The organism is Arcanobacterium pluranimalium, assembly GCF_016907845.1.
Taxonomy (GTDB): domain Bacteria; phylum Actinomycetota; class Actinomycetes; order Actinomycetales; family Actinomycetaceae; genus Arcanobacterium_A; species Arcanobacterium_A pluranimalium.
In genome coordinates this window covers 525,384-544,843 of sequence record NZ_JAFBCS010000001.1, presented here as the reverse complement: position 1 = coordinate 544,843, position 19,460 = coordinate 525,384, and the positions used below count along the sequence as shown (strand labels likewise).

The 19,460-nt window shown below is 45.9% G+C and carries 12 protein-coding genes, 1 tRNA gene and 1 other RNA gene; 9 read left to right on the top strand and 5 right to left on the bottom strand.

Going from position 1 to position 19,460, the window contains the following annotated elements:
- Positions 1–126 precede the first annotated feature (126 nt).
- Positions 127–1,182 carry a tRNA (adenosine(37)-N6)-threonylcarbamoyltransferase complex transferase subunit TsaD gene (tsaD, locus tag JOD55_RS02255; RefSeq protein WP_204398260.1) on the bottom strand — a complete coding sequence of 352 codons (1,056 nt, stop codon included), beginning with the start codon at positions 1,180–1,182 and terminating at the stop codon, positions 127–129.
- 217 nt (positions 1,183–1,399) lie between these two features.
- Between tsaD and JOD55_RS02250 the strand changes: the two genes are divergently transcribed.
- Positions 1,400–4,138, top strand: a complete 2,739-nt coding sequence (locus JOD55_RS02250) for a DEAD/DEAH box helicase (RefSeq protein ID WP_204398257.1) — start codon at positions 1,400–1,402, stop codon at positions 4,136–4,138.
- A gap of 5 nt (positions 4,139–4,143) precedes the next feature.
- Here JOD55_RS02250 and ffs read toward each other — a convergent pair.
- An RNA gene (gene ffs / locus JOD55_RS02245) (signal recognition particle sRNA small type) lies at positions 4,144–4,239 on the bottom strand.
- 177 nt (positions 4,240–4,416) lie between these two features.
- Here ffs and JOD55_RS02240 point away from each other — a divergent pair.
- From JOD55_RS02240 to JOD55_RS02215, 6 genes are all read left to right on the top strand, one after another.
- Positions 4,417–4,504, top strand: a tRNA-Ser gene (locus JOD55_RS02240).
- Positions 4,505–4,838: 334 nt separating this feature from the next.
- Positions 4,839–6,848 (top strand): CgeB family protein, encoded by a 2,010-nt coding sequence (locus JOD55_RS02235; RefSeq protein WP_204398256.1) that lies wholly within the window; start codon positions 4,839–4,841, stop codon positions 6,846–6,848.
- A gap of 1 nt (position 6,849) precedes the next feature.
- Complete coding sequence (locus tag JOD55_RS02230) at positions 6,850–8,814, top strand: glycosyltransferase (RefSeq protein WP_204398255.1); 1,965 nt, start codon at positions 6,850–6,852, stop codon at positions 8,812–8,814.
- A 12-nt stretch (positions 8,815–8,826) separates the two neighbouring features.
- On the top strand, positions 8,827–10,377 hold the full coding sequence (locus JOD55_RS02225) for a heparinase II/III domain-containing protein (protein WP_204398253.1): 1,551 nt from the start codon (positions 8,827–8,829) through the stop codon (positions 10,375–10,377).
- Positions 10,374–12,005 carry a DUF6270 domain-containing protein gene (locus JOD55_RS02220; RefSeq protein WP_204398251.1) on the top strand — a complete coding sequence of 544 codons (1,632 nt, stop codon included), beginning with the start codon at positions 10,374–10,376 and terminating at the stop codon, positions 12,003–12,005. Before JOD55_RS02225 ends, JOD55_RS02220 begins: the two co-directional genes overlap by 4 nt.
- 51 nt (positions 12,006–12,056) lie before the next feature.
- Entirely contained in the window at positions 12,057–12,776 is a 720-nt protein-coding gene (locus JOD55_RS02215; RefSeq protein ID WP_204398249.1) for a DUF6270 domain-containing protein, read from the top strand.
- On the opposite strand, the gene JOD55_RS02210 is transcribed toward JOD55_RS02215, so the two are convergent.
- The 3 genes from JOD55_RS02210 to wecB are packed head-to-tail and all read right to left on the bottom strand — an operon-like array spanning position 12,762 to position 16,919.
- Positions 12,762–14,495, bottom strand: a complete 1,734-nt coding sequence (locus JOD55_RS02210) for a glycosyltransferase (protein WP_204398247.1) — start codon at positions 14,493–14,495, stop codon at positions 12,762–12,764. The two genes, JOD55_RS02215 and JOD55_RS02210, sit on opposite strands and share 15 nt — an antisense overlap.
- Positions 14,479–15,738 carry a glycosyltransferase family 4 protein gene (locus tag JOD55_RS02205; protein WP_204398245.1) on the bottom strand — a complete coding sequence of 420 codons (1,260 nt, stop codon included), beginning with the start codon at positions 15,736–15,738 and terminating at the stop codon, positions 14,479–14,481. Before JOD55_RS02205 ends, JOD55_RS02210 begins: the two co-directional genes overlap by 17 nt.
- 32 nt (positions 15,739–15,770) lie before the next feature.
- On the bottom strand, positions 15,771–16,919 hold the full coding sequence (gene wecB, locus JOD55_RS02200) for a non-hydrolyzing UDP-N-acetylglucosamine 2-epimerase (protein WP_239538939.1): 1,149 nt from the start codon (positions 16,917–16,919) through the stop codon (positions 15,771–15,773).
- A gap of 149 nt (positions 16,920–17,068) precedes the next feature.
- Here wecB and wecC point away from each other — a divergent pair, with 149 nt between their 5' ends.
- Together wecC and JOD55_RS02190 are read left to right on the top strand one after the other, a co-directional pair.
- Positions 17,069–18,361, top strand: coding sequence for a UDP-N-acetyl-D-mannosamine dehydrogenase (gene wecC, locus JOD55_RS02195; protein WP_204398243.1), 1,293 nt, complete (start codon positions 17,069–17,071; stop codon positions 18,359–18,361).
- A gap of 36 nt (positions 18,362–18,397) precedes the next feature.
- Positions 18,398–19,450, top strand: coding sequence for an LCP family protein (locus JOD55_RS02190; RefSeq protein ID WP_204398241.1), 1,053 nt, complete (start codon positions 18,398–18,400; stop codon positions 19,448–19,450).
- Positions 19,451–19,460: the final 10 nt, after the last annotated feature.

Here is a 19,460-nt window from a genome sequence, read left to right as displayed (position 1 = left end):
TCAAATAGAGCGACGCCGTTAGCCACCGCGAACTTCTGTGGAGAATATTTCCTCCGTGCGAACCAGCAGCGAAGGCGCCGTACTTGCACACGAAATGAGTCAAAGCCGACGCCGGGCGCAATATTTTTAGCGCAGAATCGTCACTTCACGCTCAAGACCAGTATCGACGGTGATGTCGAGCGGCGATGGCTCAATCCCATTACGAACCATCTCCCAGCCAAGCGCTGCGATCATCGCACCATTATCGGTACAGTAGCGAATCGGCGGGATACGCACCGTAATACCGCGTTTAGCTGCGCGTTCTTCAGCAAGTGCACGCAAGCGAGAATTGGCAGAGAAGCCGCCGCCGATCACTAAAGTATCGCAATCATTGGTTTCACAGGCTTTTATTGCTTTGCCAATGAGCGAATCAGCCACAGCTTCTGAGAAACCCGCAGCAATATCTGCTTTCGGAATCTCCTCACCGCGCTGCTGTAAGCCTTCGATATGGCGTGCAACCGCCGTCTTTAATCCCGAGAAAGAGTAATCGTACTGGTGGAGAGCTTGGTTCTTGCCGGACGTGAGACCGCGCGGGAAACGGATCGCGGTTGGGTCGCCCTCTTTCGAGAGCCGATCAACGTGCGGACCACCTGGATACGGAAGCCCAAGGAGACGACCCACCTTGTCGAAAGCCTCACCAGCGGCGTCGTCCAAAGTTCCGCCAAGTTCGACGACGTCGGACACAATATTCTTAATGAGCAGCAGGTGCGAGTGCCCACCGGAAACCACCAGACCCACGAATTTCTCAGGGAAATCACCATGAACGAGTTCGTCCACCGCGATGTGTCCGATAATATGATTGACGCCGTAAAAAGGCTTTCCGAGAGCCAGCGCAAGCGCTTTAGCAGCAGAGACACCGACGGTCAGCGGGCCAACCAAGCCTGGACCTGCAGTTGCAGCAACGGCATCGACGTCAGCCAAGGTGACGCCTGCTTTTTCCAGTGCTGCATCGAGAGTTGGAACAAAAGATTCTAGGTGAGCGCGCGAAGCAATCTCCGGGATAATTCCACCATAACGCGCGTATTCGTCCATCGACGTAGCTGTGACGTCGGCGAGAAGTTCACCATCGCGCACCAGCGCCACGCCAGTTTCATCACAGGACGTCTCAATACCTAAAATAAGTTCATTCACGGTGTCTATCATAGTGCCGCCCGAGATTTGTAGCCACCGGCGCGGGGGTGACGCGAGTTAAGATCTGCCCCACACACGCACTAGCCACTTGACATTCCCCAATACCAATACCCGCACTAGTTATCACATTATCCACATATTTCGTTTCATCGATTGGACGCGTTGATACATAATAAGTTCATAGAATTTGCAACCATCTCGAACCCACGATCTGATCTAGGAGCCTAATATGGGAAAATCATTTTCCCGTGAAAATGCGAAAGCAGTCATTGTTGAGCACGAAAACATTCTTAAAGTATTAACGCAAAATCAAATTCCTAACAAAAGACTGTCTTTAGCAAGGCTTATGGCTGGACGAACATTTGAAGATCAGTTGATATCATCAATTCAACGTTCATTAGACGACGTACAGCCAACCGACTTTATCCATTCCGAACAGTATGCAACATTCGTTCACTCGCTTCATCTCGAGAAAAAAGATCAGGAACTAAGTGCACAAATTGCCGATTTCACCAAGACTTATCAAGGGGCAATTGAAGCAAACATTGCGCTACTCAAAAAAACGCAAAATAGCCTCCGCTGGGCACTAACGCGTTCAAAAACGAAGCAAAAAATCGAAACAGGATTTCACTATTTATCTCAACTTCTCGAATCCTCTTATAAAGCTTGGAGCGAGTATTTCGTATCCGAGAAAGAAAATATCGAAAATATCGACACGCAAACGGCTCTCGCCAACTTTCACTCAAACCCAGCGAACTATACCAACACTATGCTCCACCACAAACAGGATTTAGAAGGTCGAACATCAACACATCCACCGTTTGCATTACGCGGCCTCGAAGACTTTGACGCATTAAGCAGCTTCGTCACATCCAAACTGAACAAGTACTCACACCAAAGTGCCTATAAACGCAAAATAATCGAATCAAAAATTGACGAATACAGAGCGCAAAAAGCCCTCGAAACCCTGCAAGACTTTCCCATTGAAACGATGCGCTCACGAATTGAACGGCTACGCATAAAATCTCTGAAGAACCACAATATTAATACGATTTCTGACGTACTATACACCACTACGTCCTACATTTCTTCAATTTCAGGGATCTCCTTCTCGACCGCTGAAGAAATAGTTTCAGTAGCAAAGGACTGTCTTTACGAAACAGCCAACGGGACGACCCTAAGACTTTCATCAGATGATAGAACCCCAGTAAAAAACGAAATCGTCACAATTCTTCACACACTCAACGTTCTCAAACCTATACAAAACAATAACGAATCGCGATTAACAAAGGCATCCAGATACCACTCACAGCTCAAAAAACTAGATCCGTGGTCGTGGCTTCTACTCGCCCCTAAGGATCAGATTAAGTATGGAAAGAAGAAAAAGTATCTCCTTAATAAGGCTATTCCTTGGTTAGATGATCTGAGTGCCAAAATCGACGAAATCGAGGATTTTCTCAGTGACATATCTATTGATGAGATCTGGGAGGATTTTAATGCGAATAATATTCTCTACTTCAATTTACTTGAAGAAATCTGCCCTGGAATACTGGGAAATTCACTGGGAGATACCTACCTCTCCGACGAACTTATTCGCAAAATCCAAGACGAAGCATTTTTCCCAGACGGATTACTATGCGAACTGCGCCCATATCAAGAATGGGGAGTGAAGTACATTCTGCACCAAAAATGTGCACTTCTTGGTGACGAAATGGGACTAGGAAAGACGATACAAGCAATTGCAACAATGGTTTCACTAAAAAATACGGGTGCTACCCATTTTGTTGTAGTTTGTCCCGCAAGCGTCTTAGTGAACTGGGTAAAGGAAATTGCCAACAAAAGCAAATTACGAGTTACGCGAGTACACGGCGCTGATAAAATGTCAGCATTTCGGTCTTGGATACAAACAGGCGGAGTTGCCGTTACAACATACGAAACTACTCACATATTTGATTGCGATCTGGATTTCCCTCTGTCATTTATCATTGCTGATGAAGCTCACTACCTTAAAAACAAAGAAGCGAATCGCACCAGAAATTTTACTGCACTAGCAGCAAAAGCACCTCGAAAATTGTTTATGACGGGAACACCTCTGGAAAACAAAGTCAAAGAAATGATCTCACTCATATCAATGCTTCAACCTTCCATAGCAGTTACATTAGAGAACATTGCTCACATACATTTAGCTCAAGTTTTTCGAGAAGCTGTAGCGCCCGTCTATTTACGGCGCAAAAAAGAACACGTGTTACAAGAACTGCCCGAAATAATCTCTAACGAAGAGTGGCTAGCTTTATCTTCCCACGAGCTCTCTATATACGAGAACAGTGTTTACGCTAAAAAGTTTGCTGATATGCGGCGTGTTTCGTGGAACATTTCCGACATTACGCAATCTTCAAAGGCAAACCGATTAAAAGAAATTGTGGATGAAGCTCGCCTGGACAATCGGAAAGTTATCGTGTTTTCCTACTTCTTGAACACAATCGATGCAGTTCGTCGAATATTTAACGAAAATGCAATGCCAACGATCAGCGGATCAATCCCTCCCCAGAGACGACAGGAAATCGTAGATAGTTTTGCACACGCGCCAGCAGGCACAGTTTTACCAGCTCAAATCCAATCCGCTGGCACTGGGCTAAATATACAAAGTGCGAGCGTGGTGGTGATTTGCGAACCGCAACTTAAACCTTCCATTGAAGAACAAGCTATTGCACGAGCACACCGAATGGGTCAAGGACGAAACGTTCTCGTATATCGGCTACTTGCGGAAGAAACCGTGGATATTCGCGTAATGGAAATACTTGAAGAAAAAAGGCAATCTTTTAATGCCTTTGCCAATCAATCAGTAGCCGGCGACAAACAAATGGAAGAAATTCAAATCAGCAACGCTTCTGCAGGCGAAATCATTGAGCAGGAAATTCAACGCATTAACCAAAAACGCCTGGAAGAAACCGAACTCCCAGAACAGTAACGCAGATACAGGACGCCCCACGCACCCGCCAGAGCTCCCGTGCCCTTGCTGCATTCCTACCCTGGGGGATTCCGAAAGATGACGCCACGTGGGGAGTCGTGACTATCCTATCTGAGTCATGAAGATTTAGCCAAACCTGCAAAATTGGCGAAATGCTGGGCGCAAACCTAACACAAGCGGCGATATGAGACACAAAACACCGCCGTCATCCAGAAATTAATTTTCAAAAACAGGCACCGAACAAGTACACTATTCGGGTATGCTCTTGTGAGCTACACGGAGGTATCGCCTAGTGGCCTATGGCGCACGCTTGGAAAGCGTGTTGGGTGCAAGCCCTCGGGGGTTCGAATCCCCCTACCTCCGCCATCTTGCTCGTCACACCGTTAGGAGCTTCGGGCATTTTTCTTTATCGCTCCATAAAACGACATGCATCGTCTTATCTCGTTTCGGTTTAACGACTCAAAGTGGCTATAGTAGTCTCACAACACTATAAATCTCCGTCATTATATCCACATATCGGTTACGGTAAACTCGCTTAACCACTAGATCACACGTTTCTCACCTCGTCACACTCGCCATGTAGAATGTTTGACATGTAAGAGTTCTACTTGTTGCACATATAGTTTTTGTATCGTTAAGTGGAACAAATAGGCTATTATTATAGCCTACATGCTAAATTTAAAGCTAGGAGCCAATGACGATGACTAAGCGAAAAATTGCACTATTTTTTGCTATTTTCTTATTTTCGACCGGCATATTAACATCTTTATGGATGCCTACGGTTGGATTATTAATGATCGCCGGTTGCATTGTTGGACTTCTCTTGTTGCTCATCGACCAGACACGTCGCATTCAGAATCAGCTCCGTCACACCAACACCACGCTTACGAACAGCTTGAGTTCAAACCGGTGGGCACACAAAAAGTTACTTGACTTTAGCAACTCTATTTTTACCCGAGTAAAAAAACTAGATCACCTTGAAAATTTTTACGCTCCACCGGCAACCACCACAACCACCCAAACACCAGCTAGTAATACCACTGCAAGTACAACTCCTACAGCGTCTAGCAAAACACAAGATACAGTAACTGCCGATAAACTTCTCGCTCCCGCTCCTCCAAGCTACGAAAAAACGGCACTTTATACCCCAGATATTATGACAAAGAAGTGGATTGTTGATCATGAGCTAATGTTGCGATCATCTGCTGACCTGCCTCAATCGCTATACTATGCCACTCCAGATCATAAACCCATTAAAGATGTCAAAGCTGCGTTGATTTGCGATCAATTTACGTTCAATTCTTTTAAAGATGTATTTACGTCAATTGCGATTTCACCAACCGCTTGGAGACAACAATTTGAAAGCTTTCAACCAGACATACTTTTCGTAGAGTCGGCTTGGAGTGGTGTCCCAGCAACAACGCGTCCATGGAAAGCAAAAATCTACAGCTCAATTCGTTTTCATTATGAGAATCGCACCGAGCTATTCGCTATCCTTGCATACTGCAAGAAACGCAATATTCCAACTATTTTCTGGAACAAAGAAGATCCCACCCATTTTAACGACCACATAACAGGTTTTGTAGATACAGCGTCGTATTTCGATTACATTTTTACAACGGCCGAGGAGTGTCTCAGCAATTACCAACAGTTCCATCCGCGCGAAAATGTCGGAATTTTACAGTTCGCCGCATCTCCTTCCATTTTTAACCCTCTTGGAAATCAAGCTCCCCGAGAAAATAAAGTTGTTTTCCCCGGAAGTTGGTATCGAATCCATAAAAATCGCTCAGAAGAGATGCGTTCTATTTTTAACACCATCAGAAATCTCGGGCTAACTCTCGAAATGTACGATCGATACTATGGAAAAAATATTGAAAATTTCAAAGTACCAGATGATTTCTTTTCCATTGTCAGGCCATCTGTCACACATGAGCGAACCGCAGATTTATATCGGTCTAGCAACTACACGTTGAACATCAACACCGTCGTAGATTCGCGGACGATGTTTGCTCGCCGAATTTTCGAGGCAGCCGCATGCGGTTCACATATCATCACTAATGACTCTCCTGGAATCGAGAGAATCTTTGGTAGTACAGTTACATTCACGAGGGATTTGCATGACCCTGATGCTCTAAAAGAAAATCGCCAGCGAGCATTAACCGCATCGAACATCGTATTAAAAGGCCACACTTATCACGCACGAGCGGAATCTGTCCTTGACTTATTAAAGATTCCGTACTTTTCTTCACATATGACAACAAATGTGGTTGCTATTGTCGAAAACGATGCCGAATGTAATCGTGTATTAGAGCGTGCCCGCACTTACGGCACTTTATGCTCGCGCATTATTTTGTTCGTTAGCGATTCTGTTCCAGAGCATCGCATTCAAGAATATTTCAGGAAATTTGGAAAACATAACTGTGTTGTTGTCTCCCAAGGATATTGGCGTAAACGAGATATTCAGGAGTCAAGCATCTTGACAACTCCAGCATGGCTTCTCATTGACCCCAATAGCACTTTCTCCCGTGACCAGTTAGAAAAAGCCCTCGCTCACCACCAGTATTGCTCACAACCTATAAAAGCATCAATGTCTCTAGAAGAACCTCGAACTCGAATAGGAAGATGCCGAGAAGATGCGCTCTTCCCCGCCGGTCATTTACGTGAAGTAATTCTTAATGGCTCCGATTTTTATGAATTTTTAGAGGTGTGACATGGACTTTTCTACTCCACTCGTTTCCATAATTATTCCAACTTTCAATATTGGTGAAGCAATCCATGGAAACCTGCTTTCGATTGCCGATTCAGCCCACGATCCACGTTTCGAAATAATTTATGTTGATGATTGTTCAACTGACCAGACATTCACAACGATTAATAACTACGCACGTAACATACCGAATTGGCACATATATTCAATGCCGGTTAACACTGGCTCACCGTCAGCACCACGCAATTTTGGCATCTCCAAAGCTAAAGGCACTTATATATACCTTCTCGACGGCGACGACAAGATCGATTTATCATCGTTGTCAGAAGTTGCCGAACAGGCACGTTATTCTCAGTCAGATGTCGTACGCTCTCCTCTGCGAATTGAAAAATACCGGGAGCCAGCACAAATAGTCGATCGTCTCCCAGTGCAGTTTCACAATGTTGACAATAAAATCGACTTACTCAGTGCTTTTGTTACCTATCAATCAATGGGAAGTATGGCTCTTATACGGCGAGGTTTAATCGAAACCCATAAAATTGTTTTTGATGAATCTTGTCGAATGGGCGAAGATCTACGCTTCATGTCAGATATCATGGTTGCTGCGAAGAATATTTCGTATTTCGACGAACCAGTGTTTACGTACGTCCAGGGGCAGCCCGACCGGCTCTCTGCAACATCGGTTATGACCGGCCGCGAAATGCGAGAATTCGCTCAATCATGGACTTACAGTCATGAAAATTACTTGCGTGCCGGTGTTAGCTTTTTACGACTCCACGGCGTCGGTACCGTAAGCTACGGCGTGAAACAAATGATCAAGAGGTTCGTCACCTTTAACACCAACGATTTTTTGATATTTGCAGATTTCGTAGACAAATACTGGAGTATTCTTTCCACATTATCGTTCGATGAAAGAGTGTCTGAAATTCTCACAGCTGCTCACTCGCGCGAAGAAGACGCTTTCCGTAGCGTATTACATCCACGTCTGCTCATTGCTGGACACGATCTCAAATTCATCCGTGGTGCACAACCATATCTCGAAAAACATTTCAACATTCATTACGATGAATGGATCAACGAACGCGAACACAACTCAGAAAAGTCTCTGGATGAATTAAAGTGGGCGGAAGTCATTTGGGTCGAATGGATGACCGCAGCATCGGTTTGGTTTTCACAACGCGTATCTAAGAGTCAAACACTAATCGTCCGTGCTCATTTCTACGAAATTACTCGGAACTCTGGCTTCGAACTCGATCGATCAAAAGTCGATGCGATCATCGCAATTGCGCTCCACACCTACGAAGACTTGATTGAACGTTTCAAGTTCTCCAGAGAACTAGTCCGACTTATCCCGAACTTCTACGACACAACTCAATATCGAGTAGAACCTGATCAAAATAAGAAGTTCCGACTTGCATTAGTTGGTTCAGTACCTGCTCGGAAGGGACTCGCCCGCGCCTATGATATTCTCGCTCGGCTTCGTCAACTAGATGCAAGATATACCTTGACTATTTTCGGCAAGCAACCGAAAGATTTCGGCTGGATTGCTGGTGATCCAAAAGAACGGGCATATTTTCACGCATGCGAAGTATTCGCCCACGAAAATAACCTCAACTCAGCCATAACATATGAAGGCTGGGTAAACACCAAAGACCGTCTCGGCGAATACGGCTTCGTGCTCTCAGTAAGCGACTTCGAAGGATCCCATGTTTCCCCTGGGGAAGCTTTTTGCGCTGAAAATACTGGTATTTTTCTTGCTTGGCGAGGCGTGGAATTCGTATATCCAAGTGATTTCATCTTCTCCGACATCGATAGCATTGTTTCTTATATCCATAGTTCACACGCAAATACGGAAATAGTGGAGAAAAAGATTCTCGATACAAAGGAATTTATTCAGAAAAATCAAGATGTATCTGTATTCGCTTCAGCAGTAATCGACCTTGTAAATGAGCTTTTGCTCCGTAAGTAGGAAACCAAACTTATGAACGACTTTTCCGAATTCGATAGAGAACTGAAATTCTTCATACCAAATTCGAGCTCGTTTTCAACAAATCAGAACGCTTGGGTTGTTCAACTCCCAGGGTCGACACAATTGGAGATATCTCGAAATTCACCCAATCTTGACTGGGATTTATCTTCAGAAACAGATGTTGCCTCGACTCGGCTATGGCTACGTTCGCTCTACTATCTTCCTGATATTTTTCTCAGTTCAGGTAAGGCTGCAACAGGAAAACTCCTTGAATCTTATTGCACGTACATCACTGCAAAAATGGAAGACCACTGGTTTTTAAAAACTAACTCTCTTGACCACCAACTGGCGCTTAACTTACTAGTTCTTTGCAAAATCCGTCTTTTATGCGATAGACATAACAAAACTAACGAACTAGCACAGTACTTTAACGAGTCAGAACAACGGAACTTCGCATATCAACTCGAAAAATGGCTACGTCAACCAGGGTTTATGCTCCAAAATAACCACGGAATGTTTATTTTGAATGCCCTTCTGGCATCCCGTTTGGTATTTTCTGAAGTTGACCGAACAGTCAATCTGTCTGATGATATTTCATGGCTAATCAATACCTTAGAAGAGTGCTTCGATGAAACGGGTCTCACAATAGAAAATACTCCAGGCTACCAGCAACTTTGGATAGGTCTGTTACGACAATCTGCCTATTTACTTGAAAAAAATAACGCTGATGGAAACTCTCTAAAAATAGTAAAAGAAGCAGTACATCGTATCGAGCAGACTTTCCGTCATCTTATTTTGCCTGAGCGATTGATTCCACCATTAGGCGACTCACGCAAAGCTCCTGAACCAGAATATTTCCCACTTCCTGGAACTGTCTGGTCACCTCAGTGTGGATTCTTTAGTTCATCGTCAGAAGACGCCCTATTCTCGTTCAAGTGCGGTTCACGCTCACCCGTGCATAAGCAGCTTGATGACACAAGCATTTATCTCCATGTCAAAGGGATAGACGTGCTCTGCGATGCCGGGTTGTTGTCATACGATTCCTTCGACAAAAAATCCGTACTCACACGCGGACAGCTAGGTCATAGCGGATTATTTTTCCCTTGCTTTGACGCAATACCCCAGGCAGCTTTGTATCCGATTCATGGCGCGTCACGGATTACGGCAGGTTTAACTAGAGACTTATCGATTGACGGACAAACCCAACTATTGAAAGCAAGTTATTCCATCGATGACAAATTCGTTGCCGAACGCGAGATAGAATTCTATAATGAACGTAAATTTATCGTTGTAGATCATTGCAAAAGCATCTTCACCCAAACTGCGGTACAACGTTTCCGAGTGAGCAACAAAGCTCAAATCCATTGTACTCGAGGAAATTTAATACTAACTTTCGAAACATTCGAAGTCTCGATTCGTTTCGAATCTCCAATTTCTCTTAAGGATTTAGATGTATTTCGCGACGAAATCGGCGATAATCAGATTCGTATAGACAGATCTATCCCTACCGATGGTCAAATGCGTTCGTTTTCAGTTGAATTTACCGATCTGGATACTTTATGAGTAATTTAAAGATATTTTACTATGGCAGTTCCCTTTTTACACATTTACGGAAATATCTCGGCCCAATTGAAGTTGTTGGACACGTAAATCTTCAGTCTGTCATTTCAGGTATGAGTCGGCCGTGGGATATCACCTCGGCACAAGAATGGGCAAAGAGCGATTCAGGAAATCGTGCCCAAGCAGATATGAGATCAGTTCTTGCGGATGCCATTCGTATTCACGCTCCTAAATCCGATCTTGTTCTCTGGGACATTATCGATGAACGATTTGGAGTAGCCAGTCTAAACGACAACGCCTTCCGAACGCTTTCCGGTGACTATACAGGGCTAGAAGACCCAAATTGGAACCCTTCCGCAGAGACTCCCATTCCTTTTGGATCGGATCTACATTTTCAACTGTTTCAATTCTACGCATCACGGCTTACCACACTTTTTGAGGCTGTAGGAATCAAAGACAGAGTCGTGGTACTCGCGCCAACCTTCGCTGATAGTTACGAAGACGGAAGTCCGCTCAACAACACTCGCTATTCCGCCAGTTCATTAGATAATTCATTCGCGCGCTATTGGAAATATTTAGCCGATATCTGTAACCTTAAAGTCTTCGCTTGGGCAAATACTACTGCTGAAAAGAATCATCCTTGGGGCGACAGTCCTTTTCATTTTTCTGAATCAACGCTCGAACAAATAAGCACTGACATCGTCAGATACCACGACAAGAGGTTATCGAGGAAACAAACACCCCGATTCACATCTATCGAAGCTCTCCTACGAAATAATCAGGAGTGTGTCATAGAGGGAGGAGCAGGAGGCTTTTCTGTCCTAATAAATGTTGATGGGCGTTCAAGTGATTCCCGCCTGCTGGTAGTTTTCTCAGGTGCTGTATCAAACCGGAATTTAATCCATGGACCGGTTTACTCTGGTCGCGATTTAGCGCAGACTGCTTCCGCCTCACTGATTTCAATTGCGGATCCAACATTAGAATTAAAACCTCAAATTCCGCTCGCTTGGTATGTGGGTAACGAGGGAATAAATCTTCAAGACACAATATCCCGCTTTCTTCTAAGACTGCACAAGGAAACAGGTCGAGAGTTGCTTCTGGTTGGAGGTAGTGGCGGCGGGTTTGCTGTTATCGACCAGCTCATTCGACTTCCAGAAGGTAGCGCCTACGGATTGGTCTGGAACCCTCAAACAGATCTCGCTCATTATGGTGAAAATGTTGTTAACGAGCTTCTTGCAACTGCCTTCCCTAGTTTTTTCTTCGAGTCAGCCAATCTTTCATTTACTGAAAAATTATCCCGACTTCAACGCTCAAGGAAAATACGCACAAACCTTGTCCGCTATGCTAATCGCCATTCTCTTCACCACCTCATTTGTCTGCAACAAGAAAATGACTGGCACCTTCAATCTCACTTCATACCACTATTTCAAGCTTTGAACGCAGTCGAAGATAATCGCAAAGTATGGTTTTCAGGCGATAATGATGTATATGGGATCGTAAAGCGATACGGGGAAACAGAACATCTACCACCCGATAGAGAACTCCTAGACGAATTAATTTCAGAAGCATTGGTACCGTCACGCTCGATCAGCTCATGGATTGAGAACACTTCCATCTTCCGTGAAAGCTAGTCTTCTCTATATAACTACAGGATGTAAAATATTTTTGAGATGGAATGTGTCATGACAAATGTTTTTATATACGGCTCTTGCGTGTCCCGCGATGTAGTCCGCGTCGCAGCAGAGAAACATAACCTTGTGGCTACCGACTACCACGCGAGATCATCTTGGGTTTCAAAATTTTCGCCACCGACTCAGTTACCAAATGTGGCTTCAGCACTCACTTCTCCTTTTCAACAACGAATGGTGAACAACGATTTTCAAAGCATCAAGTTCGATGAAACTCCGATGACCTCTTCAGACATTGTTCTGCTTGATCTTATTGACGAACGTTACGGCGTTTTTGTTTCCCCAAATGGATACATAACTTCGTCGACGGAACTATACAACTCGCAATGGTTAAAGCACATGTACCACGGAGATTTGATCCAATTTGGAACACGAACTCATTTCGAACTCTTCAAAAAAGCTAGTTTGGATTTACTAACGCATTTAAACGGCGCTAAGACGCTATTAATCAAGTCTGACTTTGCTTCAAAAACTGATCTCGACGAGTCTGTACCATATGTTTTAGGGCGCTCTGCAGAAGAATGGGCCGATATTTATCAGCCCTATTATGAGCACCTTTCCCAACTCGGGATGACTATCCTGGATGTACCCTCTGAGCTTTGCCTAGCAACTAAAAATCATCTATGGGGACTTGCCCCATTCCATTACATTGATGCATTTTATTTGTGGGTTGCTAGCCACATCGCAAAGCAACCCAAGCTAACGGCCAAGTAGCCCCTGGTAAATCATGCGATACCTACGAATATTCGCATCCCACGTAAGCTGTTCAGCTTGACGAACTGCGGCTTCGCTCGCAGTTGCATACGCTTCAGCATCGTCCATCAAACACCGAATCGCGTGTGCCATCGCCTGTGCATCATCCGGCGCGAACGTTACTCCTGCACCGCAATCTGTCACTAGTTCACGCAGTGGCGGCAAATCAGACGCAACCACCGGTGTTCCATTAGCCATTGCCTCGATTGGCTTAATCGGCGTCACCATCGCCGTCACCAGTGTGTTCTTGCGCGGAAGCGCGAACAAATCAAAAGATTCATACCACTGGTGTGATTCGTCCACACTCACGCGACCCACAAAATCAATCGCATCCGCCACGCCTAAATCCTCTGCAAGCATACACAAACTTGGCTTCGCTACTCCGTCGCCGACAATAACTCCACGCAAATCTGCGCCGCTATCACGCGCGATCTTAATAGCGCGAATGAGCGTATCTAGTCCCTCGTAGTCCACAACCGACGTCACCGTCCCAATCGTGAACGCTTCCTTAATTCGAAGACGCCGGCGTGCTTCAGTTGCGTCCGCAGTGGCACGCGGAGCTAACGGAGTATAAGCATTAGGCACGACGAAGATTTTCGATTCCGATACACCACGTTCAATAAGATCCTGGCGTTGCACTTCAGACAGCACAACAACCGCGGACGCCGCCTTAGCGAGTGCAGTTTCTTGTGCATGCATTAGCCTGTACCGCTGAGAGATAGCTGCCCGCTTTTGATCTGATTGAGGAAACCTAGAAACCCAGGTTTTCTCTAGTTGACCTCGCATTTCATAAACCCACGGGATACCGTAGTGATTTGCCACCGCTTGGGCAACTAGCCCGTTGGCGTAGTTGGTAGTCGCGTGGATAATAGCGGGCCTAGTTTCTTCTACTAGATCCGCCAACATCGTTGCGTGCAACTCTAGTCTTTGGCTGAGTAACGCCGGAAGAGTTAAAGGTAAGAGCCGATGGAAAACAAGACCATCTACAGTATCGACCGATTGAGAAAACAGCTTCCCGATTGTAACGGGATAAGCTAGCCGTGTTGCACCAAAAGCATCTATCCGAGAGTCACGTTGACCACGCATAATCGCGTTCGTCCGCACAGTATAACCTGAGGCTGTGTGCGGAGACGAATTTACTAAAACATGTAAAACACGTAAATCGTCGGACAGAGCTTTTAGTTCAGTAACGTTGGACGCCCGCTGATAAGAATCCACACCGCATTGTTTATTAAGAACGATCATCCGCTTGCCTTCGAGGACACTCAGTTCATCACGATAGCGACGCTTCAACTGGGACTTTTCCGGCAAAACATTGATCGCCTCGTCTAGATCTCCCCGATTCCACAAGAAACGGGCGCGAATATTGGGAGAAGCACCGTCACCCGGATCAATACCACGTAGCGCCTGCAAAGCACGCACAAAAGTGCTCGAATAGGCGCCCTCTTGTGCCGGCAAATCAGCAAGCTCACGAAGCGCCGCTCGAACAGAACCATCAGGGAAAACTCCAGCAACTTGTGCTAAGCCGGTGCGCACCGGCGTCGGCATCTTTCGAGAAACTTGGACCGCGAAGAACATGGGATCCTCACGAAGCATGCGCACCACTGTGGACGCGAGGAGCGTCACTGAGCGCAACGCGTCGCTGCACACCGTCTGACGACTCTTATTCTTCCTTCCCACGCACAATACCTTCCATGAACTCCACGAAGGTTGCCTGCGGATTAGTTTCTTCTAGCCGACGTACAAGCCACTCCCTGCCATGCTCATTTTTCTTCAGCAGCTCTCGGTTTTGGGCTAATTCCACCCACAGTTGCGCAAGTGCGTCCGAATCTTCCGCATTAACAACATGTCCAGACTTCGACTCCTGAATGAGTCTAGCTCCTTCTCCGTTAAGCGACCCAGTAATGTGAATGTTGTGCGCGATTCCTTCAAATAGTTTGGAAGGAATCGTCGATTCGAAAGGCTCCCAAGCTTTGAGAATCACTAGCGATGTGTCAGATTTCGCATAGTACGCGTTCATTTCTTCACGCAGAATTCTTCCCACAATTGTTACTGGTGCGTCTATTTTATTAGCAAGCGCATGAACAAAGTCCACGTGAGCACCCGTGCCGACGATCGTCAAATGAACATTCGCTCCCATATCCTTCGCTTTTTTCGCAGCGACGACGGCGGTTTCCAGTCCCTGAGCTCGACCCACCGTTCCCGTGTAGAGAATCTCTAAGACTTCGTTACTGTCACGCGTTACCTCACACGGTTCCGGGTCTAGGTTCGCGAGCGGGAGATTCGTTACCACAGTGGTTTTCTTGTGGTATCGTTGCGCAATAATAGAGGCATGACCATCCGACGTCACAATTATCCCGGCGCTACCACGAAGGAGCTTCTCAAATACCCTGCCGGCAATAGTAAAAGCCGGTTGGATCGCCTTTCTTCTACGCATCGTGCGAACGCTTGCGTAAGGATCTGAATCAACAATATAAGGAACCAGATCAGGCCACGCGTCGCGAAGATCCACAACATAAGGAACGCCCGATAGCTTGCTGATTACGGCAGCAGAAAAAACTGCAGGCAATGGTGGTGCAGTTGCGAAGATAAGATCTGGTTTGAAATTATGAACAACTTTACGCGCCACTCTTATGGCATGGAAAGCAATAACACCTTGGTCTATGGCACGAGAAACAATCGATTGCGAATGAGGAATGAAGCCAGTTCGATGAACTTTCACATTGCCTCGCACCGTCTCGACTGATCCGGGCTGATGTTCAGGAAGATCAGAATTGAGGAGACCTTCTGGATAATGCGGAGCTGAGGTGATGATCTGGATATCGTGCCCGGCCTCATGCAAATGCTCCGCCATCCATTGTCCACGCCTTTGTGGAACACCAGTTTCTGGCCGCCACTGTTGCGCAATAATTAATATCTTCATCCGCGTCTATCTAGCTTATTTATCCAAAGTATCTAATTCACTGGCTCAAAATCAGGAAGTCGCTCCCCTTCCCCAAGTAGGGCAGAAATTGCCGCCACACACCGCTCGGCCGCGTGTCCATCACCGTATGGGTTGACGGCATTTGCCATGGCACCGTAGATCTCAGCCGATTCTTTCAGTATCTGTACCTCGTGCACAATGGAATCTTCCATCGTGCCAATAAGTTTTACGGTTCCTGCTGTGACGGCTTCCGGACGCTCCGTATTTTCACGCAACACCAACACCGGCTTGCCGAGTGAAGGGGCCTCTTCTTGTACACCACCAGAATCTGTAAGAACGATATGGGAAGCGCTGAGCATCTTCGTAAACTGTGGGTAATCCAATGGGTCAATCACAATAACGTTCTCTTTACCCTCAAGAGCAGGCAGAATGAGCTCCCGCACTTTAGGATTACGGTGGATCGGAAAAACCACCAGATCATCTGGATACATATCCGCCAGCCGCTGCACGGCCCGGCCGATGTTCATCATAGGCTCACCAATATTCTCACGCCTATGGGAAGTTACCAGCAGAATCCGCTTTCCAGAGTTGACGGCATCGTTAAGGCGAACGTCGTCAAAAGAAATATCTTCTCCCAGCGTGTAAAAAAGCGCATCAATCACCGTATTTCCAGTGACGACGACGTCACTCGGATCAATCGCCTCCCGCAGAAGATTCGTTTTTGCCTCCGCAGTAGGAGCTAAATGAAGCGATGCAATTTGTGAGGTGAGTTTCCGGTTCGCTTCCTCAGGGAAAGGTGAGTGGATATTTCCAGACCTCAATCCCGCCTCAAGGTGAATAACCGGAATCTCACGATAGAACGCAGCAATCGCAGCCATCGCCACGGTGGAGGTATCTCCTTGAACCAAAAGCGCGTCTGGCTGATATTCCTCAAGCACGGGATCCAGACGATCAAAAATCTTCATGGCAATACGATTGAGAGTTTGCCCGTGCTCAAAAATATCAAGATCAACATCAGGGCGAATGTCAAAAAGTCGATTAACTTGATCCAACATTTCACGATGCTGCCCGGTGGAAACAATGATTGGCTGAAGGTGTTCGGACCGCTCCATTTCTTTAATCAAGGAAGCAACCTTGATTCCTTCCGGGCGCGTACCGTACACAACCATTATATTATTCATGGGCTCCCTCAACATGTCCTATACTTTTGAGGACGAATTTCATCCTTGAATCGACTATGTGCAATAATACGCGTACATCTATGCATGCTATATTAGTGCATATTTGACTGTAATTGAAACTTTTTCTATCTTGTACGAGTAGGATCTCGATGAACAACAACATAGTTGTGGTTGGTCTTGGATATATAGGACTACCCACTGCCGTCACACTGGCACAAAGCGGCTGGATCGTCACAGGGGTAGATGTCAGCGATCGAACTATCGATTTCGTGTCGCGAGGCGAATTACCGTTTGTCGAAGACGGACTAGCGTCCGCTTTAGCTAGTGTTGTCAACGATGGATCACTGCGTGTTCAAAAACACACACCACCCGCAGAAATTTACATCATCGCAGTACCTACACCATTCAAAGGAGACCACGAGCTTGACAGCTCATTTATTGATTCAGCTGTTGATGCCATAATCCCGCAACTTCGTGGCGACGAACTCGTCATTTTAGAATCCACTTCACCACCAGGAACTACTGAATATGTAGCGAATCGTATCTTCGCTGCACGTCCAGATCTTTCAATTGATGGAAAAAAGGAAACCTCAATTGTCCACTTCGCCCATGCACCAGAACGAGTGCTTCCAGGACGAATCATGATAGAAATGCGTTCAAACGATCGTATTATTGGCGGAATTACTCCTGCCGCGACTGAATATGCCGCCAAAGTGTATCGCACTTTCACGGAAGGAGAAGTTCTCACCACCAATGCTCGTACCGCAGAAATGGCTAAACTAACTGAGAATGCCTTTCGAGATGTCAACATCGCATTCGCCAATGAACTCTCCATCCTCGCAGACGAGCAAGATATCGATGTGTGGGAGTTGATCGCGCTGGCCAATCGGCATCCACGAGTCAATATCTTGAATCCAGGTCCAGGAGTTGGTGGTCATTGCATAGCCGTAGACCCATGGTTTATGGTCTCGTCATCACCAAAGAACGCAAAGCTGATCAAAACAGCAAGACTTGTTAACGACGCCAAACCTCACTGGGTGCTCTCGAAATTAGCGAATTTGGTTAGTGATAACGAAGTTACCCACGCGTCAATCAGTGAGCAGGCACAACAAGCAATTGCCCTCTTCGGTCTAGCTTTTAAGGCAAACATTGACGATCTCCGAGAGTCTCCGGCAGTGAAAATAGCACACGATGTAGCTCAACGATATCCCAACCACCGCATCCTTCTCGTTGAGCCTTATATTTCGGATCTTCCGAAACAGCTACAAGAAATTCCGAACGTTGAACTCGTTTCAACGCACGACGCAGTTGCACGTGCACACATTATGGTAGCGTTAGTAGCCCATTCCCAATTTACAGATCTCAACAAAACTTTCAGTCCCGACCAGAAAATACTCGACACGATCGGAATATGGCGTGACCAAGATGAAGAGTGCGAATAGTCCGCTACACTTCTGACGAAACAGAAAGAAGATGAGATGACAATCAACTCAGATTCAGAGTTAGACTCGACACCCGATGAGCGAACTACAAAGCAGCGAAAGAACGTTCGACGGGCGCTCGTTGCACTGGCCATAATTATTGTGCTTCTTATAACAACGGCCATAGGGGCAGGTTTATGGTTGCGGCATAAGTTCTCACAAATCGAAACATTCAAAGATCCATTCCAAGAAGTATCGAAGATTGAGGGAATACAGCGACCAGATAATACAACAACTGAAAATAAGCAACCAGTTAACTTTCTGATTCTTGGTACTGATTCGCGTATTTCAGCCGGCAATCCAGCGCAATGGAAAGCCGGAGCACAACGCACTGACGCGATCATGATTGCACAAATCGACGGCAGTAGAAGTAGCATTAATGTGCTTTCAATCCCTAGAGACGCTTGGGTATCGATCCCCGGTCATGGTGAAGCAAAGATTAATGCAGCATTTTCGATTGGTGGATTACCACTCACTATCGCTACAGTTGAACAGCTTACTGGTATACGAATCCAGCATGCAGCAATTATGGATTTCAACTCTTTCGTCTCGTTAACCGATGCTGTTGGCGGTGTCGAACTTAATTCAGTAACTGAAGGCAAGAAACACTACAATGGCAAACAAGCGCTCGCATTTGTACGAGAGCGCAAGCATCTTCCTGGTGGCGATTTTGACCGTGTGCGTAGACAACAGACATGGATGAAAGCCGTTATCTCGCAAACTCTGACTAAAGAAACCTTATCAAGTCCAACTAAACTGCTAGAATTGTTTAATTCGCTCAGCCCTTATGTAGCTATTGACGAAAATCTGAACTTCACTACATTAGCTTCATTAGCAGCAGAGTTGAGAAATCTCCGTTCGAACGACGTCCACTTCATAACTGCCCCACACGCAGGAACAGGTCGATCTGCGGATGGTCAGTCCATCGTAAACCTTGATCGAGCGAACTTTGACGAAATGGTGAAAGCCTTCGCAGAAGATAAAGCTTTAATGTATATTCATCAGAATGCTGGAAAGCTCAAAACACTTGAGTCCACTCCTGTGAACTAGACTCGTTTAT

Coding starts and splice junctions, on each gene's coding strand:
- tsaD (WP_204398260.1), bottom strand. CDS start 1,182: ATGATAGACACCGTGAATGAACTTATTTTAGGTATTGAGACGTCCTGT.
- JOD55_RS02250 (WP_204398257.1), top strand. CDS start 1,400: ATGGGAAAATCATTTTCCCGTGAAAATGCGAAAGCAGTCATTGTTGAG.
- JOD55_RS02235 (WP_204398256.1), top strand. CDS start 4,839: ATGACTAAGCGAAAAATTGCACTATTTTTTGCTATTTTCTTATTTTCG.
- JOD55_RS02230 (WP_204398255.1), top strand. CDS start 6,850: ATGGACTTTTCTACTCCACTCGTTTCCATAATTATTCCAACTTTCAAT.
- JOD55_RS02225 (WP_204398253.1), top strand. CDS start 8,827: ATGAACGACTTTTCCGAATTCGATAGAGAACTGAAATTCTTCATACCA.
- JOD55_RS02220 (WP_204398251.1), top strand. CDS start 10,374: ATGAGTAATTTAAAGATATTTTACTATGGCAGTTCCCTTTTTACACAT.
- JOD55_RS02215 (WP_204398249.1), top strand. CDS start 12,057: ATGACAAATGTTTTTATATACGGCTCTTGCGTGTCCCGCGATGTAGTC.
- JOD55_RS02205 (WP_204398245.1), bottom strand. CDS start 15,738: ATGAAGATATTAATTATTGCGCAACAGTGGCGGCCAGAAACTGGTGTT.
- wecB (WP_239538939.1), bottom strand. CDS start 16,919: ATGAATAATATAATGGTTGTGTACGGTACGCGCCCGGAAGGAATCAAG.
- wecC (WP_204398243.1), top strand. CDS start 17,069: ATGAACAACAACATAGTTGTGGTTGGTCTTGGATATATAGGACTACCC.
- JOD55_RS02190 (WP_204398241.1), top strand. CDS start 18,398: ATGACAATCAACTCAGATTCAGAGTTAGACTCGACACCCGATGAGCGA.